This window comes from Nocardioides glacieisoli, assembly GCF_004137245.1.
Taxonomy (GTDB): domain Bacteria; phylum Actinomycetota; class Actinomycetes; order Propionibacteriales; family Nocardioidaceae; genus Nocardioides; species Nocardioides glacieisoli.
The window spans coordinates 355,390-376,934 of the sequence record NZ_SDWS01000002.1; the positions used below are offsets into that span (position 1 = coordinate 355,390).

Genomic DNA, 21,545 nt, shown 5'->3' on the forward strand with positions numbered 1-21,545 from the left:
TGGCTGCTTTCAACGGCCGTCCCACCCCGTCGGGCTACAGGCTGCGCAGCACCGCGGTGACGACGCCGAGGATCGTGGCGTTGTCACCGGGGATCGGGTCGTACGCCGCGTTGTGCGGCAGCAGCCAGACGTGGCCGTCCTTGCGCTGGAACGTCTTCACGGTGGCCTCGCCGTCGATGAGCGCGGCGACGATCTGGCCGTTCTCGGCCGTCTGCTCCTGGCGGATCACGACGTAGTCGCCGTTGCAGATGGCCGCGTCGACCATCGAGTCGCCGGAGACCTCGAGCAGGAAGAGGGTGCCGTCGCCGACGAGCTGCTTGGGCAGCGGGAACACGTCGGTGACCTGCTCCTCGGCGAGGATCGGGCCACCGGCGGCGATCCGGCCGACGACGGGGATGTTGACCGCGGTCGGGGAGAAGTCGCCGATGCCGGTCTCGTCGACGCTCGACTCGTCGCTGCTGGACATCGAGCGACGGGCGGCCATCACCTCGGGCAGGAACACCTCGAGGGCGCGGGGCCGGTTGGGGTCGCGCTTGAGAAAGCCCTTGCCCTCGAGCACGCGCAGCTGGTGGGCCACGCTGGAAGACGACGTGAGGCCGACGGCCTGGCCGATCTCGCGCATGCTGGGCGGGTAGCCCTTGGTCTCGATGGAGTCCTTGATGGTGGCGAGCACGCGCTGCTGGCGCGGGGTCAGTCCGGTGGCGTCCGGGGGACCGTCCGGCATCTCGATGACTGTCTTGTCGTCCGACCTGGCCATGACTGGGAACCTCTCGACGCGGGAAGCAAGTCCGCTCACCGTAGTCCTCGGAGCGGCCCGGGATCAAACACCTGTTCGAACCTGCGTGTCGCGAAATCCGTCTGTTCGACACGCCGAACACATGTTCGATCGGGTGCTTGCGTTGTTCGAACACGTGCTCTAACGTCGTACACCTGTTCGATCGAACGTCTGATCGACCCCGACGATCCAGACCCATTGTCGGTGGCTCCCTCTAGACATAGATCAACAGACACCAGACCGGCTGACACTTCCCCAGGAGGCCACCATGAGCACCCTCAGCCTTTCCCCCGCTTTCGTCCCCACCACCGTTCGCCGCTCGACGGTCCGCCTGACCCGTCGCGGTCGACTGGTCGTCTTCCTGACCGCGCTGTTCATCGCGCTCGCCGCCGCCTTCGTGCTGGCCGGCGGCGCGGTCGGCACCGACGAGGCCGGTCAGCCCGAGCCGACCGAGATCGTCCAGGTCGCGCCCGGCGACACGCTGTGGGGCATCGCCAGCGAGATCGCCGTCGACGGCGACGTCCGCGGCGTCATGAACGACATCGAGCGGCTCAACGCCCTCGAGTCGACCGGCCTCGCCGCCGGCCAGAAGCTCCGCGTCCCGGTCGTCACCGACTGACGCAGAGGCCTCCATCAGCCGCTTCGACCCCGGCTGGTGGAACCAAGGGGAAGACGAGGGGCGGGCCCAGTGGCCCGCCCCTCGCACATTTGCACGGGTGGTCGAGTAGCCCGCGAAGAACGCACCCATCGGCGGTCGAGTAGCCGCGAGGTGCGCTTCCCGTCGGTGGTCGAGTAGCCCGCGAGGAACGAGCGGGCGTATCGAGACCCCTCAGCCTCGGCGCCAGTTCTCCACAGGCTTTGCCGAGGGGCTGTTTCTCGGGCAGCTCCCATGGGTAGTTTCAGCGGTGCAGACGTTGTCTCGGGAAGGCAGTTTCATGCACGTACGCCGCATCCTCGCGCTGGCCCTCGCAGGACCTCTCCTGCTCGCGGGCTGTTCCGACCCCGAACCGATCCTGCCCGACCCGCCGACCACATCGCCGTCTCCGACAACGCCTTCGCCTACGGACTCGGAGACGCCGGAGCAGGAGAGCGCGGAGGACTTCATCCGGCGTTGGGCCGACGAGAACCAGCGGATGTTCGTGACCGGCGACACGGAACGCTTTTTGAGCTTGGGTCCGGACTGCGACGACTGCAAGCGAATCGCCGAAACGGTCGACGGCATCTATGACGGCGGAGGGTCAGTCGAGTGGGACGGGTGGAAGATCTTGAACCTCGCGCCGCGGGGTGCACCGAGTGCTAACGCCTTCCGATTCGTCGTCCGATCGGCGCCCACGAGGTATCGAGAAACCGCGAACGGTCCTTGGAAGCAGCTAGAGGGTGGCCGGGGTGTGCAGCTGATCGTGCTCAAGCCGGTGGACTCAAGCTGGCAGGTCCTTGAGAGCAAGGAACTGCCCGGATGATGCGTCGATGGGTTTGTCTCGTTGTGATCGCGGCGTTTCTTGCGCTCGTTCCTGCCGGTGCTGCCGTCGCCGGATGCGGCGAGGACGTCGACCTCACGTTTGCGAGCCAAGAGTGCGCTGACAAGTCCTCTGCGGAGATAGAGGACATGAAGACGCAGTACCCCACCGCCACCTGGACCGTCCGTCAGCTCTGCAAGGACGACGGGCGCACCCCCGAGGGCGTGTGCTTCAACCCCCAGGAGTGCACAACCGCCGCTGGCGTCCCCGGCACCCGGTACACCCTCTACCGTGACGGCGAGGTCTTCGGGACGGCGTGCCTCACCGCAGACGAGGAGCGGAAGGTGGGCGACCCGCCGCCCATCCGCATCCTGGTGCTCAAGGCGTTCGAGAACCTCGACTGGCCCGCCTCCGAGCTCGAGGTCCAACCGCCCGACGGCCGGACCCTGGTCAACCTCGACACGAACTTCTACACGTCCAACACGGAGGCGACGAGCATCCCCGTCAGCCTCGTCCAGGCGAGGGTCGTCGTCACCGCCGAGCCCATCGCGTACAGGTGGCATTTCGGCGACGGCAGCTCGACGACCACGACCAGCCCGGGCGCGCCGTACCCCGACCTCGACGTCGCCCACGTCTACGAGACGACCGACAAGGTCCTCGTCAGTGTGGACACGCAGTACGGCGCGGCGAGCTTCACCGTGAACGGCGGTCCGCCCGAGGAGATCCCGTCGACCATCTGGATCAACGGCGAGGACCAGGACCTCGAGGTCGTCGAGGCACTCCCGCAGCTCGTCGTCCGCTGATTGTGCGGTGTCCGTGGTGCAGCTGACGCACCGTGGACGCCGCACTAGCGCGGACGGTGCAGCGTCTTGATCCTGCCGCCGTCCAAGGGGGCGGTGCGCCAGGTGGCGTGCGAGGCCCCTGAAGAGAGCGAGCACTCGACATCGATGCGGTGGGGTGTCTCGAGGAAGACGACCTCGACCCGGAGCGTGTCGCCGTCGATCCAGCCGCCCGACGCCGCGAGCGGGACGGGGTCGCCGTACGCATCCACGGGCTCCGAGGTCAGCCACGAGCCCAACCCCACGGGGAAGGTCAGAATGTTGTCGCCCTCGGTCGCCGTGACCTCGATCCGATCGTCGCCCCTCGAGACCGTGAAGGTGCCTGCCGCCAGTCCGGGGCCGGCCTCGTCCGCGCGGACGACAGGTGAAGGGTCAGCCGCGCACGGCGGGAGGCCGAGCGTGCGAAGCCGATCATCAAGGGCGTCCTGAGCAGACGCGTCGACGGAGCCACCCAAACCAGGGAGGAGTTGCGACCACACGTGGTCGACCACCTCCTGCATCGCCTCGGTGCCGCCGGTGATCGCGATGACCGCGTCGTGCTCCGGCAGCACGATGCAGAACTGGCCGAACGCCCCGTCGCCGCGGTAGCCGTGGCGCGCGATCCAGAAGCAGTAGCCGTAGCCCTGGCTCCAGTCGGGCTGGTCCATGTCGGGCGAGGGCACCTGCGCGGACGTGGCCTCGTCGACGTACGCAACCGGGATGAGCTGGTCGTCGCCCCACCGGCCGCGCTGGAGGTAGAGCTGGCCGAGCTTGGCGACGTCCTCGAGCCGGGCGAAGAGCCCACTGAAGCCCTGCTCGCGCCCGGGCGGGAAGCAGCGCCAGCCCACCTCGCCGATGCCGAGCGGGTCGAAGAGACGGGCTCGGAGGTACTCGCTCAGCCGCTGCCCCGTCCGGCGCTGGATCGCGGCGGCGACCGTGTAGGTGCACGGCTGGCTGTAGGCGAAGACGCTGCCGGGAGCGTGCTCGGGAGCAGCCGAGACCAGGAAGCCGCGGACGGGCTCGCTCGGATCCGCGGCCACCGCCTCGGGCCACATCTCGCGACCGTGGCCGCTCGCCATCGAGGCGAGGTGTCGCAGGGTCGTCGACCGGGTGTACGCCGACAGGTCCTCGTCGGCGTACTCGGGGAAGTGGTCGAGCACCGTGTCGTCGAGCCCGAGCAGGCCTTCGTCCACGGCGAGCGCGAGGGCCGTCGAGGTGAAGCTCTTGCTGATCGAGTAGAGCAGGCGGGTCCGCTCGGGCGTGTGCGGCGCCCACCAGCCCTCCGCCACGACGTGCCCGTGCCGCAGCACCATCAGGCCGTGGAGCTCGACCGCGGGGTCGGCGTCCACCGCGTCGAGGAATCCGAGGACGGCGGCGGGGTCGACGCCCTGGCTGGCGGGGGTGTCGCGCGGGAGCTGGTGCACCTCAGTGACCCTAGGCGACACCAGCTCAGCGAGCGGCGCGCTTGCCCCCGACGGGGCGAGGCTCGGAAGACGGCTTTTCCGGGGCCTCGGTGATCCCCAGCGCCCGGAGCAGGCGGGCTACCAGCAGCAGTCCCACGAACAGGCAGGCCATCGCGCCGAGGCAGGCCAGGGCCATGAACCACCACGCCGACGAGCTGCCCCCGCGTGCCGCCGTACCGAAGTCGATGGCGGCGTAGACGAGGTAGCCCCAGGCAACGACGCACAGCGTGATCGCGGCGCCGAGGACGAGGGCTGCCTTGTTCAGTGTCCGTGGCGCGGATGCCCCGCGACGCGACCCTGCTCGCTTCCCCGTGGACACGGGCTCATTGTGACGGATGTGGCCTGAGTGGGGCACCTGATCAGCCAACCGGATGTGTCCGACACGCCGCCCCCAGAGGGAATCCAGCGCACTGACCTGCGGTTTTACCTGATGACGCAAATACCCAGGGAGATCTCCGGCGTTCCCTTGCCAAGTGTTGTGGTCGGGACGTACGGTTACCACTACATCTAGTACTTACACCGCTGTAGTTATCCCCAGCTCATTCACAGAGGGACCGGGCGTCGCCCACACCCCAGAGCCGGTTATCCACAGTTCATTCACACCCCACGCAGGGCCTATGAAGCGCGCCTGCACGACGACTCGAGAGGAGAGGCTGCCATGCACTGTCCCTACTGCAAGAACGAGGACACCAAGGTCCTCGACTCCCGCGTCGCCGACGACGGCGGGTCGATCCGCCGGCGTCGTACGTGCTCGGAGTGCGACCGCCGCTTCACGACGGTCGAGAAGATGCAGCTCACGGTGCTCAAGCGCTCCGGCGCGACCGAGCCCTTCAACCGCGACAAGGCGATCGCCGGCGTCCGCAAGGCCTGCAAGGGCCGACCGGTGACCGACGCCCAGCTCGCGTGCCTGGGCCAGGACGTCGAGGACGCGCTGCGCCTCAGCGGCCAGGCCGAGTTCGACGCCAACGAGGTCGGGCTCGCGATCCTCGCCCCGCTGCGCGCGCTCGACGAGGTGGCCTACCTCCGCTTCGCGAGCGTCTACCGCGCCTTCGAGTCGGCCGACGACTTCACGGCCGAGATCGCCATGCTGCGACTCGAACGCGCGACCCACGATCAGCCCGCCACGACAGGCTGACCCCAAGCGGGCCCGGCAGATCGTGGGGAAGCGGTCTGCCGGGCCTCACCAAGCACCAGCGAGACGACTCGCAACAGTTCAGCAACCACACGGGATAGAGGACACAGCATGACCGAGACGGTGAGCACCGGCGCTTCGAAGGCCAAGGGCGCGAAGGGCAAGGGCCTGTCGCTGGAGCGTGTCTTCAGCACTCCGGGCACGCACCCCTACGACGCCATCACCTGGGAGCGTCGCGACGTCGTGCAGCAGAACTGGAAGACCGGCGACGTGGTCTTCGAGCAGCGCGGTGTCGAGTTCCCCGACTTCTGGTCCGTCAACGCCTCGACCATCGTCACGACGAAGTACTTCCGCGGCGCGGTCGGCACCGACGCCCGCGAGTGGAGCCTCAAGCAGCTCATCGACCGGGTCGTGAAGACGTACACCAAGGCCGGCATCGAGCACGGCTACTTCTCCACCGACGCCGACGCCGAGACGTTCGAGCACGAGCTCACCTGGCTGCTCGTCAACCAGTACTTCTCCTTCAACAGCCCCGTCTGGTTCAACGTCGGCACCGCCTCGCCGCAACAGGTCAGCGCCTGCTTCATCCTGAGCGTGGACGACTCGATGGACTCGATCCTCAACTGGTACAAGGAGGAGGGCTTCATCTTCAAGGGCGGCTCCGGTGCCGGCCTCAACCTCTCCCGCATCCGCTCGTCGAAGGAGCTGCTCTCCAGCGGCGGTACGGCGTCGGGTCCGGTCTCCTTCATGCGCGGCGCCGACGCCTCCGCGGGCACCATCAAGTCGGGCGGCGCGACGCGTCGTGCGGCCAAGATGGTCGTCCTCGACGTCGACCACCCGGACATCGAGGAGTTCGTGATGACGAAGGCGAAGGAGGAGGACAAGATCCGCGCCCTCCGCGACGCCGGGTTCGACATGGACCTCGGCGGCGCCGACATCACCTCTGTGCAGTACCAGAACGCCAACAACTCCGTCCGCGTCACCGACGAGTTCATGCGCGCGGTCGAGGACGGCACGTCGTTCGGCCTCAAGGCCCGCGAGGACGGCCGGGTCATCGAGACCGTCGACGCCCGCGACCTCTTCCGCAAGATCAGCGAGGCCGCCTGGGCCTGCGCCGACCCGGGCCTGCAGTACGACGACACGATCAACGACTGGCACACGAACCCGGAGACCGGCCGCATCACCGCGTCCAACCCGTGCTCGGAGTACATGTCGCTCGACAACTCGTCCTGCAACCTCGCCAGCCTCAACCTGCTGAAGTTCCTCAAGGACGACGACACCTTCGACGCCGCCCTCTTCGCGAAGGCCGTCGAGTTCATCATCACCGCGATGGACATCTCGATCTGCTTCGCCGACTTCCCGACCGACCCGATCGGCGACACCACCCGCGACTACCGCCAGCTCGGCATCGGCTACGCCAACCTCGGAGCGCTGCTGATGGCGATGGGCCTCGGGTACGACTCCGAGGGCGGCCGCTCGATGGCTGCCGCGCTCACGTCGCTCATGACCGGTACGTCGTACAAGCGCAGCGCCGAGCTCGCCGGCATCGTCGGGCCCTACGCCGGCTACGCCCGCAACGCCGACGCCCACAAGCGCGTGATGCGCAAGCACCAGGCGGCCAACGACGTCGTCCGCGTGCTGCACACCGAGGACGGCCGCGTGCACAAGCTCGCGACGCAGGCCTGGGCCGACGTGATCAAGACCGGTGAGAAGAACGGCTTCCGCAACGCGCAGGCCTCGGTGCTCGCGCCGACCGGCACGATCGGCTTCATGATGGACTGCGACACGACGGGCATCGAGCCCGACTTCTCGCTGGTGAAGTTCAAGAAGCTCGTCGGTGGCGGCTCGATGCAGATCGTCAACCAGACGATCCCGCGGGCCCTGAAGAAGCTGGGCTACCAGGAGGAGCAGATCGAGGCGATCGTCGCCTACATCGGCGAGCACGGCCACGTCATCGACGCCCCCGGCCTCAAGACCGAGCACTACGAGATCTTCGACACCGCGATGGGCGCCCGCTCGCTCAAGCCGATGGGCCACGTGCGGATGATGGCTGCCGCGCAGCCGTTCCTGTCGGGCGCGATCTCGAAGACGGTCAACCTGCCGGAGACGGCCACGGTCGAGGAGATCGAGGACGTCTACATGCAGTCCTGGAAGCTCGGCCTCAAGGCCACCGCGATCTACCGCGACAACTGCAAGGTCGGCCAGCCCCTGTCCGACGGTGGCGGCAAGGCCAAGAAGGACGCGGCCGACAAGCTCGCCTCCGACTCTGCAGTCGAGGCCAAGGTCGTCGAGAAGGTCGTCTACGCCCCGGTCCGCAAGCGCCTGCCGAAGTCGCGCACCGCTCGCACCACGTCGTTCACCGTCGGCGGTGCCGAGGGCTACATGACCTCCGGCGCCCACGACGACGGCACCCTCGGCGAGGTCTTCCTCAAGCTCGGCAAGCAGGGCTCGACCCTGGCCGGCGTGATGGACGCCTTCTCGATCGCGGTGTCGGTCGGCCTGCAGTACGGCGTCCCGCTGGAGACCTACGTCTCGAAGTTCACCAACCTGCGCTTCGAGCCCGCCGGCCTCACCGACGACCCGGACGTGCGGATGTCGCAGTCGATCATGGACTACATCTTCCGCCGCCTCGCCCTGGACTACCTGTCCTTCGAGGACCGCTCGATGCTCGGCATCTACTCGGCCACGGAGCGCCAGCGCCACCTCGAGACCGGCTCCTACGAGCCGCTCGTGGAGGAGACGGGCTCGGCTGCCGAGCTCGTCGAGGCGGAGCCCACTGCTGGTCGAGTAGCGAGCGCCAGCGAGCGTATCGAGACCGAGGTCATCGACATCGAGACCAAGGACACCCACGGCAACGAGGCCCGCGAGGTCCCGGCCAAGCTCACGACGGGCGAGGCCAAGACCACCGCCGAGCTCTTCGAGAAGCTCACCGGCACCGCCGTCGACTCGCCGCTCTGCATGACCTGCGGCACGAAGATGCGCCCGGCCGGCTCGTGCTACGTGTGCGAGGGCTGCGGGAGCACCAGCGGCTGCAGCTGATGATCGCCAGGTAGGTGGGCCCTTACGCGTCGAGCGTGGGGCCCATCTGCCTATGGGCCTACCTGCAAAAATCCGCTGCGACGGCGTGGCGGCAAATGGGCCGGACAAGTTGTGTTTTGGCGGCGAGGTTAAGGCGCCGCTTGAGTAAAACTCGCAGTGCGGCTCGCTCCGAACTGATTCGATCGGCAGATGATGTTTGATCCTCCGCAGGCTCCCCGTCTGACCGGGACCGAGCCGTTTGAGGGCGTGGAAGCAGCAGTCATCGACTTCTGGCGATTCGCGATGACCGACCTGCGCACTAACAACGTCCGCGGCTACCTCGCCGAGTTCTTGGTCGCTCGCGCTGTCGGCTCAACGGCTGCCCGAGTTGAGTGGGCCCCATGGGACGTCACGAGTCCGAATGGCGCGCGGATCGAGGTCAAGTCGTCGGGATACCTACAGGCGTGGGGACAAAGCAAGCTCAGTGTTCCGAGATTCCAGGTCGGCGCTGCGTACGGATGGGATGAAGCCACGGGAGCATGGTCGACGACGCAACTCTTCCATGCAGATGCGTACGTGTTCGGCCTTCACACCGCCGTGACTCACGACGAATATGACCCGCTAGCTGTCTCGCAGTGGCAGTTCTACGTCACCGGACGCGAGGCCATCGCGACACAAGCAGGCGCCTCCATGAGCTTGACGACGCTCTCGAGCACTGCAGGACGGCCACATCCATTCTCTGAACTTGACGAAGCGATCGCGTCCGCAGCCGAGCCGAGCCGCGTCAGACGGTCGAACTAAGCGCATCGCTTGCGTCACTTCCGGGCGGCGGGGCTGCCCTAGTGCGCGATCGCTGACGCGTGGTTGAAGAAGTCCGTCGGCATCGGCGTGGCTAGACGCCAGGTGATCGCGATGGGTCGGTCGCCGGTGTGAGACACGTACGACGCCGGGCCAAGGAACAGGTAGGGCGACGTTCCGAAGCCGTCCTTCGGCTCCTGACGCACGAAGAGCAGGACCGTCGAGCTGCTGTCGAGGTAGCGACGACCCGTGGGGGAGTTGGTTGAGGTTGTCGATTGCGACTCCCAGTGAAACAGGTCCCGCGATATCGGGTAGTCGGCGTACATCGTCGTTGGCGAGTAGTCGGCCTCGGACTTCCTGAGCGTGATGAAGAAAGCGTCCACATTCCGCTCCGCGAAGTAGAAGACGCCCTCGCGGAAGCTGTTCGGCAGGCGAGGGAAGTCGAGCGCCGACAGGATTTCTTCACGTTGGTAGCGAGCGTGGACTTGGAGTGGGATGTCGGCCAGAGCTCCGCCAAGAGGGACGGGGACGTGTCGAGCTGCCTCGAAGCTCAGGTCGACGACGGTCGCGACCTCCGCCCGGGCGGCCGCCTCGTGACGCATCGCGTCGAAACCTTCCTCGATCGATTCGAACCCTCCGCCGTCGTACCAGAACGAGTGGTAAAGCATGCGTGCGATGCGCTGCTCCCCAGCAGTGAGTTCGGCGTACCGCGGTGACTCGTCGGCAAGCAGCGAGCGATAGGCAGTCGCACGCTGCGGGTCGTCGACATGGGCGAAGGCTCGTACCCGCTTGAGAAGCTTCGCCTCAAGCTCTGAGCCCGGAAGCGTCTCGAGTCCAGCGTCTTGACGGAGCTTCGTCCAGGAGTGGCTACCGCGCCGAAGGATGTCGCTGAGCTCGAGACCAGAGGACTCCAAGAACGAGTCCAGCGAGTCGTCCTGTGTGACACGAAGCTGGGCCACGATTTGTGCCCATCGATTGGCGATCTGAGACTTGAGGTTCTCCAGCACCACCTCTTGGGTCTGTTTGTCGAGGCGCACCTGGCAACCGGATGGCAGGAAGGGGAAGTCCTCCTTCACGGCCTTCTCCAGGTGCTTGCCGTGGATGCCGGTCAGGACGCCGAACTTCCTCGAGAAGCTGAACTCCTTGCGGTGGTAGCCCACGAAGTCGAGCACCGTGAGAACCGCCTTGCGGTGCGTGCGTCGGAGGCCACGGCCCAGCTGCTGCATGAAGATCGTCGAGCTCTCAGTGGGCCGCAGGAACAGCACAGTGTCGACGTCGGGGATATCGAGACCCTCGTTGAACACGTCGACGGTGAACAGCACGTTCGTCTCGGCCGCCCGTAGCTGCCTGAGAGCGTTCGCACGGTCATCGCTAGGGGTACCACCGGTAACTGTCTGTGCAGGTATGCCGGCTTCGTTGAAGACTCGGGTCATGTACTCGGCATGCGCGACGCTGACGCAGAAGCCCAGTGCCCGCATCTCGCCCACGTTAGCGATCTTGTCTCGGACCTGAGTGAGCACGATGCGAGCTCGGGCGTCGTTGCCGGTATACACGTCTGCCAGCTGACCCTCGTCGTACCGCCCGCGACTCCACGTGATCTGACGAAGGTCCGTCCCGTCTGCAATGCCGAAGTAGTGGAAGGGGCACAAGAGGTCGGCGCCGAGGGCATCCCACAGACGGAGCTCGGTAGCGGTGCGACCATCGAAGAACGAGCGCACATCGGTGCCGTCGGCGCGTTCCGGTGTGGCAGTGAGACCAAGGAGCTCTTGCGCTCGCAGGTGGTCGATGAGGCGGCGGTAGGTCTTCGCCTCAGCGTGGTGGAACTCGTCGATCACCACAACGTCGTACGCATCCGACGGGATATTGGCTACGCCGTACGACGTGAGCGATTGCACACTCGCGAAGACGTGCTTCCAGCGCTCGGGCCGCTGCCCACCGACGTAGAGCTCACCGAAGTCGCCATCGGAAAGCACTTCCCGGTAGGTGCGCATTGATTGTTCGAGGATCTCGCGGCGGTGCGCAACGAATAGGAGGCTGGGCATCTGACCGCCTGCCTGCTGGACCAAGTGGCGGTAGTCCAATGCTGCGATGACCGTCTTCCCCGTGCCGGTCGCAGCGACGACCAGGTTTCGGTGGCGGTCGTGGAGGACACGTTCGACCTCGATCGCGTCCAGCATCTCCTGCTGATACGGGTAGGCGCGGACCTCGAGTCCGACCAGGCTGATGGTGACTCGATCTGAGCTCTTGACCCCTTTCGCTTCGAGGAGGGCGTCGTCAAGACGATCGCGGTCGCGCTCCGGGTCGTACGACTCGAACTCTGGGCTGTTCCAGTAGGCATCGAACGTCGCACGGAACTTGTCCAAGAGGCTGGGGGTCGCAGCCTTGCTGAGTCGAACGTTCCACTCAACGCCCTCAAGCATTGCGGAAGTCGTCAGGTTGGAAGACCCGACGTAGGCAGTGTCGAAGCCGCTGTCGCGACCGAATAGCCAGGCCTTGGCGTGGAGGCGGGTGCGCTTGGCGTCGTACTGGACCTTGACCTCGGCGCCGAAGTCGGAAACCAGGCGATCAAGCGCTTCGCGTTGGGTGCCGCCGATGTAGGTGGTCGTCACGACGCGAATGGGGATGCCTGCTTCGCGGGCCAATGCGAGCTCGCCCTCGATGAGACGCAGCCCATGCCACATGACGAATGCGCACAGGAGGTCGATCGAGTTGGCGGACCCAATCTCGGCGCGCAACTCGGACGCAAGGCTGGGTTCGCCCTGAGCGTTGGTCAGCAGGGCGGCGTCGTTAAGGGGGGTCTTGGGCCGCTGTGTGAACCGCGTGACCTGACCTGGGCCGAGTGCTGGTCGAAGGGAGTGCAGTTGCTGCACGGGTCCCAGGACGGAGTCCGCTGGATGCTCGATAGCGCCGAGAAGCTCGTTGGCCACGACGAGGCGTGCGGCGGGGTCTTTGATGGACGCCAGTCGGCGGTGGAGGGCCGCGCTGATGTGGCGTACCAGCACGTGTGTCTGATCCCCATCATCAACTTTCCCGAGCTCTACCAACCGGGTGACTTCTGCCAGAAGCTGGTCCTGCAGCTGAGCCGTAACCACCGACTCGTGTAGTCCGGTCGGGAGTTCGCCTGCGGTCGTCACGTCTCGAACCCTTCCAGAGTTGGGTGGTGATCGATGGCGCTCGGTAGCAAGACAGCGTCCGCCTCGGTCCGTCAGCCTGCGCTTCTCGAGACACCAAAGCGTTGTTCGATGAGTTGGACCGCTGGGATGTCTGCTGGGGCCCACACCAGATCGCGGAGATCGGCAGGATCTCTCCACGTCATGTCCGAGTGCTCCGAAAGTTGAGGAGATCCATCGACGAGTTCGCAGTAGAACGTGGAGAGGTGGACGATGCCGAAGTCATACGTGTGGCGCGTGGTGGTGAACTCTTCGCCTACGTGCACGTGGCACTGAAGCTCCTCCACGACCTCGCGACGCAATGCTTCCTGCGCGGTCTCACCAGGCTCGATCTTGCCCCCGGGAAACTCCCACAGGCCCGGCAGAGTGCCATCTGGCCCACGTTGAACGCACAGCACTTTGCCCGATGACACGATGACCGCGCCCACGACGTGGATGTCCTTCTTCACCGAACTCCTTTGCCTGATCGCCGGGTTAGGTCAACTCCCGGTCTCCGGAGTAGCGAGTGGGCCGGGCGACTGCGCTCATCGAAGCAAAGGCGAGGTTAGAGTCCGTTCTTCTTGGCCCCGAACGCGGCCTGCTCCGGCGTGAAGCCTTCGAACTTCAGCTGCTGGATGAGGCCATCGCGCGAGAAGGAGCTCATGTCCAGATAGTTCTCAGCGGAGGCCGCGGCCTGCTTCATCCAGTCGGCCTTCTGGGCGTCGACGCCATAGGTCGCGTCCTTCTCCGAGTAGCCCTCGAACTTGAGCTGCTTGATGAGCCCCGTGCGAGAGAACGCGCTGACGTCGAGGTACGACTCGGCACTCTCGCGAGCGTTCTCCTGCCCGGCAGTCTCCTTAGGCGCTTCGCTCTTGGCCTTGTCAGCCTTCGCGGGCTTGTCTTTCTTCTTCTGATTGACGGACGCGCCATCGGCAGCGGTCCCCCCGTCCTCCGGGACCTCGCAGGCCGTCATGCTCATCGTCAGAATTGAGGCGAGCATCGCTGCGCCAAGGATCTTCTTCATGACTTGTTCCCCCGTGATGCTGAATGTGTGGAAGCAGACTAGGTAAGACGCCTCGCATCCCGTGGCGCTTTCGTCAAAGTCGTCTTGACGGCTCTGAAGTCCCGGTCACGTCGCTCGCTCGTGTCGGCGGGCAACTCACCGAAACCCGGACACGGGGCGAAACGGCATGTACGTTTCGCCGAGCCGAAAGCCAACGCAACGCCACTGGGGGACCTGTGACCGAGAACAACGACGTGACGACTAGCCCGATCCAGGGACAGAACTGGCCCGCTCCGCAGCAGCCGGGGTACCCGATGATCCCCGCGACGACCGGCTACCCCGTCGCAACGGCGTATGCACCAGCTGCGGGTCCGGTTGGCAAGGTTCGCAGCACAGGGACCTGCTTTGCGCTCTGCATCGTCACCCTGGGCATCTACTCGCTGTACTGGTACTACGCGACGCACGACGAGATGAAGCGTCACACGGGTGACGGTCTGGGTGGAGGGCTCGCTCTCGTGCTGGCGATCTTCATCGGCATCGCGAGCCCGTTCCTCTCGTCGAGCGAGGTGGGAAAGCTCTATGAGCGCCGAGGCATGCGGGGTCCCGTCAGCGGAGTCACCGGACTGTGGATGCTACTGCTCGGCTGGTTCTTCCTGGTTGGCGCCATCGTGTGGTTCGTAAAGACCAACGGGGCGCTCAACGCGTACTGGCGTTCGCAGGGCGCCCGCTGAGATCCGCTGCTGCGATGTTCGCAGCATGCGTCCGTGCACTCACAGTGGAGTTCTCTTGCCGTCACCGATCATTCCGTCCGCGTCACTCCCAACGCTCATGCGTGCTGCGGTCAGTGCCGCTGCGGTCATCCTGACCGTCACTAGCTTTCTCCCGATTGCCGCCGCTGCGGCACCATCAACTGCGGGCCTCGTCGAGCGAGTCGCCGACGGCGACACGATCGTTGCGACGGTCGATGGCGTCGAGGAACGAGTGCGTTTCCTCAACATCGACACACCTGAGGTCGGGACATGCATGGCCGATCAAGCGACCGACTTCACGTCTGTGCAGCTACCTGCCGGAGAAGTGATCGCTCTTCGGTACGACCGCGACCTTCGCGATCCGTACGAGCGCTTACTGGCGCTGGTGAAGCCGGCCGAGGGCGAGTGGCTTTCGGTTTCCCTCGCAGAACGCGGTCTGGGGTTCCCGCTCATGATCGCGCCGAACAGCGCCTTCTACCCCCGCGTTGTCTCAGCCGCGAATCGGGCCAAGCGAGGAAAAGTGGGGATGTTCAGCCCGACGCGGACGTGCACGCCAATCGCACGCACGCGCCGAGCCAACGCTTTGGTTTCCCAGGCAGCATCAGCGCCTGTGCGCACACGCGCGCAGTACGAGGCTGCCAACCGAAAGCTAAATCGCGCGCTGGCCGTACTGGCGCTCGCTGCGGCGTCGCGCTACGGCGTAAAGTCGGCCTACTTCACGGCGTACACCAAGGCATTGATGGCCCCAGTGCGTCGGCGTGCCAACGCCGTTCGAGCATCCAACACGCGGCAGTGGAACATCGTGCGCAATGCGTCTTCTGGTCACAACGACACTGATGACGACTCATCTAGCTCGAACAATGGCGGGTGGTGGCCGCCTGGTGTCTCGCACAGCTACACGGGGCCGCGCTGTTATGAACCGGGCGGCGTCATCTGGTACCCCTGCTAGTCAACGCTGTGCCGCCACGAAACCCCCGCTCGATCTGTCAGTACTCGTGACGGTGGGAGGTGTCGGCGGGGACGTCCGGGCCGTGGAAGTGCCACTCGGGGCGGGTAGAGAGTCGTGGCCCACAGACGTTCGGTGAGCGAGTGGCTCCTCGGTCATGACGGCGCGGTTCGCGTGGAGGCCGACCTCCTGCGGGCCGTTCGTGCAGGTACGGTCGCGATAGACGCCGGTGATGGGGTCGCTGCTGCAGCTGGTCGAGGTCGCCGGCGAGGGACGTGCCCAACGACTGCGTCGGTCAGCGTGGGCGTACGTCGGACGAGATGTCGAGCGGCCCCATCGCCGAGTCGCGGATCAGCTGTGAGACGAGCTTCTGCCCCGACGCGATCGCCTCGCTGAGGCGCTCGAGCCCGACGTCGGAGCGGCCGGCCTCGAGCGCCCACTTGGCTGCGGCCATGTCCTGGAGCAGCGAGTCGTTGATCTCGACCGCCTCTCGGTGGAGCAGCTCACGCTCGACCTGCTCGACCCGGGCCTGCTCGGCACGGCGCAGGCGGTCCGAGGCGTCGCCCAGGACCAAGCCGACGAGCATGATCGGTACGACACGCGCGGCCCAGCCGAGGGGGGTGAGGTCCACGCCGTCGATCGCCACCCACAGCGCGAGCAGGGCCAGGGCGGACGCTGACGCGACCACGCCGGGCAGGCGGCCCCAGGCCAGGGCGACGAGGCTGATCGGCACGACGTAAAACAGCGTGATGCCCACCGTGGGGTCGTCGCCCAGCGCGAGCCGCGCCGCTGTGATGGCCACGAACATCGCCAGCACTCCAGCGAGCGCAAGCCGAGGGCGGCGACTGAACCACGGCACGTACACGTGCGAGGAGCTCGAGGTCATCTGGCCAGTGTGGGCTCCGGTTCGCGCAGGGCGCAGGGCCTTTGGTCCCGATCTGTGGGCCGACCGGCCACCACGGCCGAGCGGCTGCGACGTTCGCGCTCCGGTCAGGCCTTGCGGGCCAGCTCCAGGCGCCAGAGCTCGGGGCCGGACTCGCGGTAGTCCACTGCGAAGGCGCCAGGAGCGCGCTGCTCGAGCTGGGCCAGGAGCGGTAGCGGGTTGTGGTCGGCGACCAGCAGCAAGCCGGAGCCGAGGCGCAGACCCTCCAGTGCGCCGAAGATCGTCGCGTGGCGGATGGCGTGCGGGATGGTGCGGGCGTCGAGCTCGGGCAGGCCCACCTCGTCGTGGCCGCCGCACGCGCACTGGTGCCCACCGGTGGCGGCGATCGGAGCGGCCTCCTCGACGTGGTCGTGGCCGTCGTGACCGCCGCCGAGGAGGTCGTGCATGCCGTCGAGCATCTCGGCCACCGAGTACGCCGACGAGGCGACGAGCGTCGGGATGAGCTGGTCGTTCTCCTTGGCGAGGTGGCTGTCGAAGACGGTCTCGAGGGCGCGGGCGATCGCGGCGGCCTCGACCGGGTCGGCCGCGGCCTCGAGGTCGGCCACGAGCCGGTGGATGAGGACGTGCTCGGCGAGCATCGCCTCGACCAGCAGCCGCGTCTCCGGGAGCTGCGCGGCCGCCGGGTAGAGCGTCTGCTCCTCCGCGGTCGCGTGCGGCACGAGGTCGTCGCGCAGCCAGGACAGGAGCTCGTCCCGCGCGATCTCGGCGCGGTCGGTGCGTGCCGCGCGGACGACGTCGGCCGTGAGGAGGTCGAGCCGGCCGGCCATCGCGGCATGGTGCTGCTCGACCTTCTCGGCCGCTTCTGCGTCGGCGTGGCTGCTGGCGATGGTGACGGTGGACATGGGGTGTCTCCTCTGTTGGGGTTGCTAATAATCTACAATGAACCCCGTGGAAATAAACGAGCAGGGTGTGACCGCGGCCCAGGCCCGCGTGCTGGCCACCCTTCGCGAGGCCGGCCGACCGGTGACGTTGGGGGAGCTGGAGGACCTCACCGGGCTGCACCCGAACACCCTGCGCGGTCACCTCGACGCGATCGTGGCGGGCGGCAACGCGAGCCGCATCGCCAGCCGGAGCGGCGGTCGCGGTCGCCCGGCGTGGGGCTACCTCGCCCGCGAGCCGGAGTATGCGGCGCTCGCCATGGCGCTCGCCTCCGGCCTGGACCAGGAACCAGCGTCGGACGCAGACACGAGTGCCGGCGTCGATCGTGGCGAGCGGCCCTCGCTCGACCCCGCCGCCGTGCGCGGCGGCCGGGCCTGGGGCGAACGACTCCGCTCCCAGCTCGGAGCGGTCGAGGACGGCCGCGAGCGCGTGCTGCTGGCCCTCGCCCATACCGGCTTCGCCCCCGAGGCCAGTGGCGACCGGATCGCCCTGAACGCCTGTCCCATCCTCCAGGCGGCACGGTCGCACCCCTCGGTCGTGTGCGCGGTCCACCTCGGGCTCGTCGAGGGGGTGCTCGGCGCCGACGGTGCGGGGCTCCGTCCGCGCCCCGACACCCTGGGCTGCGTGGTGAGCCTCCCGTGAGCGAGCGGCGAGCACCCGCGCCGCGCGCGCTGCTGGCGATCCCCGCAGCCGTCGCGATGGTCGTCGGCGTCGACGCCGGCCTGACCCTGCTGGGCGTGTGGGCGCCGGTGCCCTCCGGTCGCCTGGGTGAGGCCCACGGGCTGCTCATGGTGCTCGGCTTCGTCGGCACGCTCGTGGCACTCGAGCGCGCGGTCGCCCTCGGCACGTCCTGGGGCTACGCCGCGCCCGCCCTCCTCGGGTCCGGCGGCCTGACGCTGCTCGTCCCGGGTGGGGAGCGGCTCGGCCACCTCCTCCTCGTGGCCGGCACGGCCGGGCTGTGCGCGATCTACGTCCCCCTGTGGCGGCGCCAGCGCGATGACGCGGTCCTCGTCACCGCGCTCGGCGCGGTCCTCGCGCTGGGTGGCGCGGTGCTCGTCCTCGGTGGCGCCGACACAGCCCTGGCGCTGCCGTGGCTGGCCGGCTTCGTCGTGCTGACGATCGGCGGCGAGCGGCTCGAGCTGGCCCGGCTGGCCATGCCGGTGGGAGCGGGGACCTCGCTGGTGCTGCTGGGCCTCGCGGTCACCGTCGGCGTCCCGGCTGCGACCATGTGGCCGCGGGTCGGGGCCGGCGTCCTGGGCCTGGTGATCCTGCTGCTGGTCGCCTGGCTGGTGACGTACGACGTGGCGAGGCGGACCCTCCGCAGCAGCGGTCTCCCGCGCTTCGCGGCTGCCTGCATGCTCGCCGGTCAGGGCTGGCTGGCCGTTGCGGGCGGCATCTGGCTGGTCTCGGGACAGCCGGCCGACGGGGCGGCGTACGACGCGCTGGTGCACGCGGTCTTCCTCGGCTTCACCATCTCGATGATCATGGCGCACGCTCCGTCGATCCTCCCGGCGGTGACGCGGGTGCCGCTGCCCTATCGCCCGGCGATGTGGGCGCCGTGGCTGTTGCTCCAGGCATCGCTCGTCCTCCGCCTCTGGGGAGGCGACGCCCTCGGCAGCGACCTGGCGCGCGAGATCGGCGGTGCCGGCAACGCCGTGGCACTGCTGCTGTTCTTCGTGGTGGCTGCCGCGAGCACGGTGATGGGCCCGCCCGCGCCGCACGCCACCGCACCCACCAGGCGCACCGCAGAGGTCGCGCGATGACGACACTGCAGACGCCTTCCGGGACCCGCGCCGGCGAACCGACACGTGGCACCCGCGGCTTCTGGCCGATCCGGGACCTGCCCGTCGTGGGCTGGCTGCTGGCAGCCGTGGTCGTGGCGCTCGTGCACCAGTGGGTGCCGGAGCCGCGCTGGCTGCTGCTGCACCTGCTGCTGCTCGGAGCCGCCGGCCACGCGATCCTCGTGTGGAGCCGCTACTTCGCCGACACGCTGCTGCGAGGACCGGCGACGCCGCGGCGGGAGCAGTCGATCCGCCTGGCGACGTTCGACCTCGGCGCGGTCGCGGTCACGATCGGAGTCGCCTTCGACGGGTGGCTCCTCGTCCTGGTCGGCGCGGTGGCCGTGGCGCTGGTCGTCACGTGGCACGTCGTGTCCCTGGCGCGAGGCCTGCGCGGCAGGTTCCGGTCACGCTTCGCGCCGACGGTGCACTACTACCTCGCCGCCGGCTCCCTGCTCCCCGTCGGGGCGACGCTGGGCGTGTGGCTCGCCCGCGGGCTCGCCGATCCCCTCGACGCCCGCGTGCGCATCGCCCACGCCGGCATCAACGTGCTCGGTTGGGTCGGCCTCACCGTGCTGGGCACCCTCGTCACCCTCTGGCCGACGATGCTGCGTACGCGCCTGGCCGAGGGTGCGGAGAAGACGTCGCGCGCCGCGCTGCCCGTGCTGGTCGCGGGGATCGGCCTGGTGGCGGCCGCCGCGTGGACGGACCAGCCCCGCGTCGTCGCGCTCGGCCTGCTGACCTACCTCGGCGGCGTCCTGGTCCTGGTCCGCCCGATGATCGCCGCGGCGCGGGCCAAGCCGCCCGGCAGCTTCCCCACGTGGTCGGTCGGCGCGGGCGTGCTGTGGCTGGTGGCGATGCTCGCCTGGGTGTCGGTGCGGGTCGCGGCCGGCGGCCAGTGGGACGACGTGTCCCGTGCGTTGCACGACGCCGCGCCCTACCTGGCTGCCGGATTCGTCGCCCAGGTGCTGCTCGGCGCCCTGTCCTACCTCGTGCCGGTGGTGCTCGGCGGCGGACCGGCCGCCGTGCGTACGGCCAACCAGGCGCTCGACTCGGGCGGGGCGCTGCGGGTGACCCTCGCCAACGTCGGACTGGTGTGGTGCCTGCTGCCCGTGCCGAGCGTCGTACGGGTGGTGGCGTCGGTGCTGGTGCTCGGCGCGCTCGCCAGCTTCGTCCCGCTGTTGCTGCGAGCCGTACGCCTTCGGCACCGGGGCGAGGCGTCCCCAGCGGCCGCCGTCCGACCCCGCGGTCAGAACACCGGGCTGGCCGCTGTCGGGGTGGCGCTCGCCGCGCTGGCCGTGGCCGTCGGCGGTGCCGTCGACCCGGCCGCGCTGGGCCGGGTGGGCTCGGCGGACGCCGGGGTCGCACCCACCGGCCGGACCGTCGAGGTCGAGGTGGTGGCTCGGGAGATGCGGTTCACCCCCGACCGCGTCGAGGTGGCGGCCGGTGACCGGCTGGTCATCACGGTGCGCAACGAGAGCGCGGGCGACGTCCACGACCTGGTCCTGGAGACCGGCGCAGACACCGGTCGCATCGCGCCGGGGGAGGAGACCGTGCTGGACGTCGGCGTCGTCGGTCGCGACCTCGACGGCTGGTGCTCGGTCGTCGGGCACCGCCAGATGGGGATGACGTTCACGGTCGAGGTCACCGGCGGTCGGTCGGACGGCGCGGCAGGGGGTGACGCCGAGAGAGGTGCCGTCGAGCCCGCCGGGCACGAGCACCACGGCCACGATGCGTCCGGCGCCCCGATCGACGCGGCCGGCGACCCGGGACCGGACTTCGCGGCGTACGACCCGGTCCTGCCTCCCTTAGCACCAGGACGGGTCCACCGCCGCACCTTCCGGATCACCGAGCAGCAGGCGGAGGTCGCTCCCGGTGTGACCCAGGAGGTGTGGACCTTCAACGGCACCGCGCCCGGCCCGGTGCTCCGCGGACGCGTTGGTGACCGGTTCGTCATCACGCTGGTGAACGACGGGACGATGGGCCACTCGATCGACTTCCACGCGGGCGTGCGCGCGCCCGAGGAGGTGATGCGCACGATCCCGCCCGGGGAGTCGCTGACCTACCGCTTCACCGCGACCCGGGCCGGGGTGTGGATGTACCACTGCTCCACGATGCCGATGACCGCGCACATCGCCAACGGCCTCTTCGGCGCCGTCGTGATCGAGCCGCCCGGCCTGCCCCCTGTCGACCGGGAGTACGTCCTGGTCCAGTCGGAGCAGTACCACGGGGCAAACGGCGCGGTCGCCGACCTCGACAAGGTCGCGGCCGAGGACCCGGACGCCGTGGTGTTCAACGGCTACCCCGACCAGTACGCGCACGAGCCCCTGCGTGCCCGGACCGGCGAACGGGTCCGGCTCTGGGTGCTCGACGCGGGACCGAGCCGCGCCTCGTCCTTCCACGTGGTCGGCGGACAGTGCGACACCGTGTTCTCCGAGGGCGCGTGGCAGCTCGGCAGCCGGTCGGGGCCGTCGCGCGACGGGGGTGCCCAGGTGCTGCCGCTGCTCCCGGCCCAGGGCGGGTTCGTCGAGCTGGTGCTGGACGAGCCCGGCGACTACCCGTTCGTCAGCCACGTCATGGTCGACGCCGAGCGCGGGGCCCGTGGGGTGCTGCAGGTTCGCCGGTGAGGCCGGCGCT

Annotated in this window: 19 protein-coding genes and 2 pseudogenes; 11 read left to right on the forward strand and 10 right to left on the reverse strand. The window is 68.2% G+C overall.

All coding sequences use genetic code 11. The features are described 5' to 3' along the window. Positions 1-34 precede the first annotated feature (34 nt). The gene (gene lexA, locus EUA06_RS05870) at positions 35-757 is read right to left on the reverse strand and encodes a transcriptional repressor LexA (protein WP_129474080.1); all 723 of its coding nucleotides are present in this window, start codon (positions 755-757) and stop codon (positions 35-37) included. A 286-nt stretch (positions 758-1,043) separates the two neighbouring features. On the opposite strand from lexA, the gene EUA06_RS05875 reads away from it, so the two are divergent. From EUA06_RS05875 to EUA06_RS05885, 3 genes are all read left to right on the forward strand, one after another. Then, entirely contained in the window at positions 1,044-1,394 is a 351-nt protein-coding gene (locus EUA06_RS05875; protein ID WP_129474081.1) for a LysM peptidoglycan-binding domain-containing protein, read from the forward strand. Between the two features lie 316 nt (positions 1,395-1,710). Further along, the gene (locus EUA06_RS05880; protein ID WP_129474082.1) at positions 1,711-2,235 is read left to right on the forward strand and encodes a hypothetical protein; all 525 of its coding nucleotides are present in this window, start codon (positions 1,711-1,713) and stop codon (positions 2,233-2,235) included. A gap of 146 nt (positions 2,236-2,381) precedes the next feature. Then, positions 2,382-3,035, forward strand: a complete 654-nt coding sequence (locus EUA06_RS05885; protein ID WP_129474083.1) for a hypothetical protein — start codon at positions 2,382-2,384, stop codon at positions 3,033-3,035. Positions 3,036-3,079: 44 nt separating this feature from the next. Here the strand turns inward: EUA06_RS05885 and EUA06_RS05890 are convergent, their stop codons facing one another. Together EUA06_RS05890 and EUA06_RS05895 are read right to left on the reverse strand one after the other, a co-directional pair. Beyond that, entirely contained in the window at positions 3,080-4,474 is a 1,395-nt protein-coding gene (locus EUA06_RS05890; protein WP_129474084.1) for a serine hydrolase domain-containing protein, read from the reverse strand. A gap of 25 nt (positions 4,475-4,499) precedes the next feature. Beyond that, the gene (locus EUA06_RS05895) at positions 4,500-4,832 is read right to left on the reverse strand and encodes a hypothetical protein (RefSeq protein ID WP_129474085.1); all 333 of its coding nucleotides are present in this window, start codon (positions 4,830-4,832) and stop codon (positions 4,500-4,502) included. A gap of 339 nt (positions 4,833-5,171) precedes the next feature. On the opposite strand from EUA06_RS05895, the gene nrdR reads away from it, so the two are divergent. The 3 genes from nrdR to EUA06_RS05910 all read left to right on the forward strand — a co-directional run bounded on the left by nrdR (position 5,172) and on the right by EUA06_RS05910 (position 9,464). Continuing rightward, positions 5,172-5,648, forward strand: a complete 477-nt coding sequence (gene nrdR, locus EUA06_RS05900; RefSeq protein WP_129474086.1) for a transcriptional regulator NrdR — start codon at positions 5,172-5,174, stop codon at positions 5,646-5,648. Between the two features lie 108 nt (positions 5,649-5,756). Beyond that, positions 5,757-8,684, forward strand: a complete 2,928-nt coding sequence (locus EUA06_RS05905) for a vitamin B12-dependent ribonucleotide reductase (protein ID WP_129474087.1) — start codon at positions 5,757-5,759, stop codon at positions 8,682-8,684. A 189-nt stretch (positions 8,685-8,873) separates the two neighbouring features. Next, positions 8,874-9,464, forward strand: a complete 591-nt coding sequence (locus EUA06_RS05910) for a hypothetical protein (protein WP_129474088.1) — start codon at positions 8,874-8,876, stop codon at positions 9,462-9,464. Positions 9,465-9,502: 38 nt separating this feature from the next. Here EUA06_RS05910 and EUA06_RS05915 read toward each other — a convergent pair whose 3' ends face one another. The 3 genes from EUA06_RS05915 to EUA06_RS05925 form a co-directional block, all read right to left on the reverse strand. Next, positions 9,503-12,595, reverse strand: a complete 3,093-nt coding sequence (locus EUA06_RS05915) for a DEAD/DEAH box helicase (RefSeq protein ID WP_129474089.1) — start codon at positions 12,593-12,595, stop codon at positions 9,503-9,505. A 71-nt stretch (positions 12,596-12,666) separates the two neighbouring features. Beyond that, a complete protein-coding gene (locus tag EUA06_RS05920) occupies positions 12,667-13,080 on the reverse strand; it encodes a (deoxy)nucleoside triphosphate pyrophosphohydrolase (protein WP_129474090.1) in 414 nt (137 codons plus the stop codon). Positions 13,081-13,175: 95 nt separating this feature from the next. Further along, complete coding sequence (locus EUA06_RS05925; RefSeq protein WP_129474091.1) at positions 13,176-13,634, reverse strand: Ltp family lipoprotein; 459 nt, start codon at positions 13,632-13,634, stop codon at positions 13,176-13,178. A gap of 215 nt (positions 13,635-13,849) precedes the next feature. On the opposite strand from EUA06_RS05925, the gene EUA06_RS05930 reads away from it, so the two are divergent. Together EUA06_RS05930 and EUA06_RS05935 are read left to right on the forward strand one after the other, a co-directional pair. Continuing rightward, positions 13,850-14,344 (forward strand): DUF4234 domain-containing protein, encoded by a 495-nt coding sequence (locus EUA06_RS05930; protein ID WP_207208225.1) that lies wholly within the window; start codon positions 13,850-13,852, stop codon positions 14,342-14,344. A gap of 97 nt (positions 14,345-14,441) precedes the next feature. Next, a complete protein-coding gene (locus EUA06_RS05935; protein ID WP_165354276.1) occupies positions 14,442-15,311 on the forward strand; it encodes a thermonuclease family protein in 870 nt (289 codons plus the stop codon). Here the strand turns inward: EUA06_RS05935 and EUA06_RS23350 are convergent. The 4 genes and pseudogenes from EUA06_RS23350 to EUA06_RS23300 form a co-directional block, all read right to left on the reverse strand. After that, positions 15,312-15,551 (reverse strand): annotated as a pseudogene (locus EUA06_RS23350) (DUF2237 family protein); the annotation flags it as partial. It abuts the gene before it with no gap. Between the two features lie 52 nt (positions 15,552-15,603). Then, the gene (locus EUA06_RS05945; protein WP_129474093.1) at positions 15,604-16,194 is read right to left on the reverse strand and encodes a hypothetical protein; all 591 of its coding nucleotides are present in this window, start codon (positions 16,192-16,194) and stop codon (positions 15,604-15,606) included. A gap of 104 nt (positions 16,195-16,298) precedes the next feature. Further along, on the reverse strand, positions 16,299-16,637 hold the full coding sequence (locus EUA06_RS23295) for a DUF2249 domain-containing protein (RefSeq protein ID WP_340640784.1): 339 nt from the start codon (positions 16,635-16,637) through the stop codon (positions 16,299-16,301). Next, positions 16,632-17,093: pseudogene (locus EUA06_RS23300) on the reverse strand (hemerythrin domain-containing protein); the annotation flags it as partial. The pseudogene EUA06_RS23300 and the gene EUA06_RS23295, both read right to left, overlap by 6 nt. A gap of 46 nt (positions 17,094-17,139) precedes the next feature. Between EUA06_RS23300 and EUA06_RS05955 the strand changes: the two are divergent. Genes EUA06_RS05955 through EUA06_RS05965 form a run of 3 tightly spaced genes read left to right on the forward strand, consistent with a single transcriptional unit; the run spans position 17,140 to position 21,535 of the window. Beyond that, the gene (locus tag EUA06_RS05955) at positions 17,140-17,772 is read left to right on the forward strand and encodes a helix-turn-helix transcriptional regulator (RefSeq protein ID WP_129474095.1); all 633 of its coding nucleotides are present in this window, start codon (positions 17,140-17,142) and stop codon (positions 17,770-17,772) included. Then, positions 17,769-18,893: a hypothetical protein gene (locus EUA06_RS05960; protein WP_207208226.1), complete on the forward strand. Its 1,125-nt coding sequence runs from the start codon at positions 17,769-17,771 to the stop codon at positions 18,891-18,893. Before EUA06_RS05955 ends, EUA06_RS05960 begins: the two co-directional genes overlap by 4 nt. Next, on the forward strand, positions 18,890-21,535 hold the full coding sequence (locus tag EUA06_RS05965; RefSeq protein ID WP_129474096.1) for a multicopper oxidase domain-containing protein: 2,646 nt from the start codon (positions 18,890-18,892) through the stop codon (positions 21,533-21,535). The genes EUA06_RS05960 and EUA06_RS05965 overlap by 4 nt, the downstream gene beginning before the upstream one ends. The last annotated feature ends 10 nt before the right edge of the window (positions 21,536-21,545 follow it).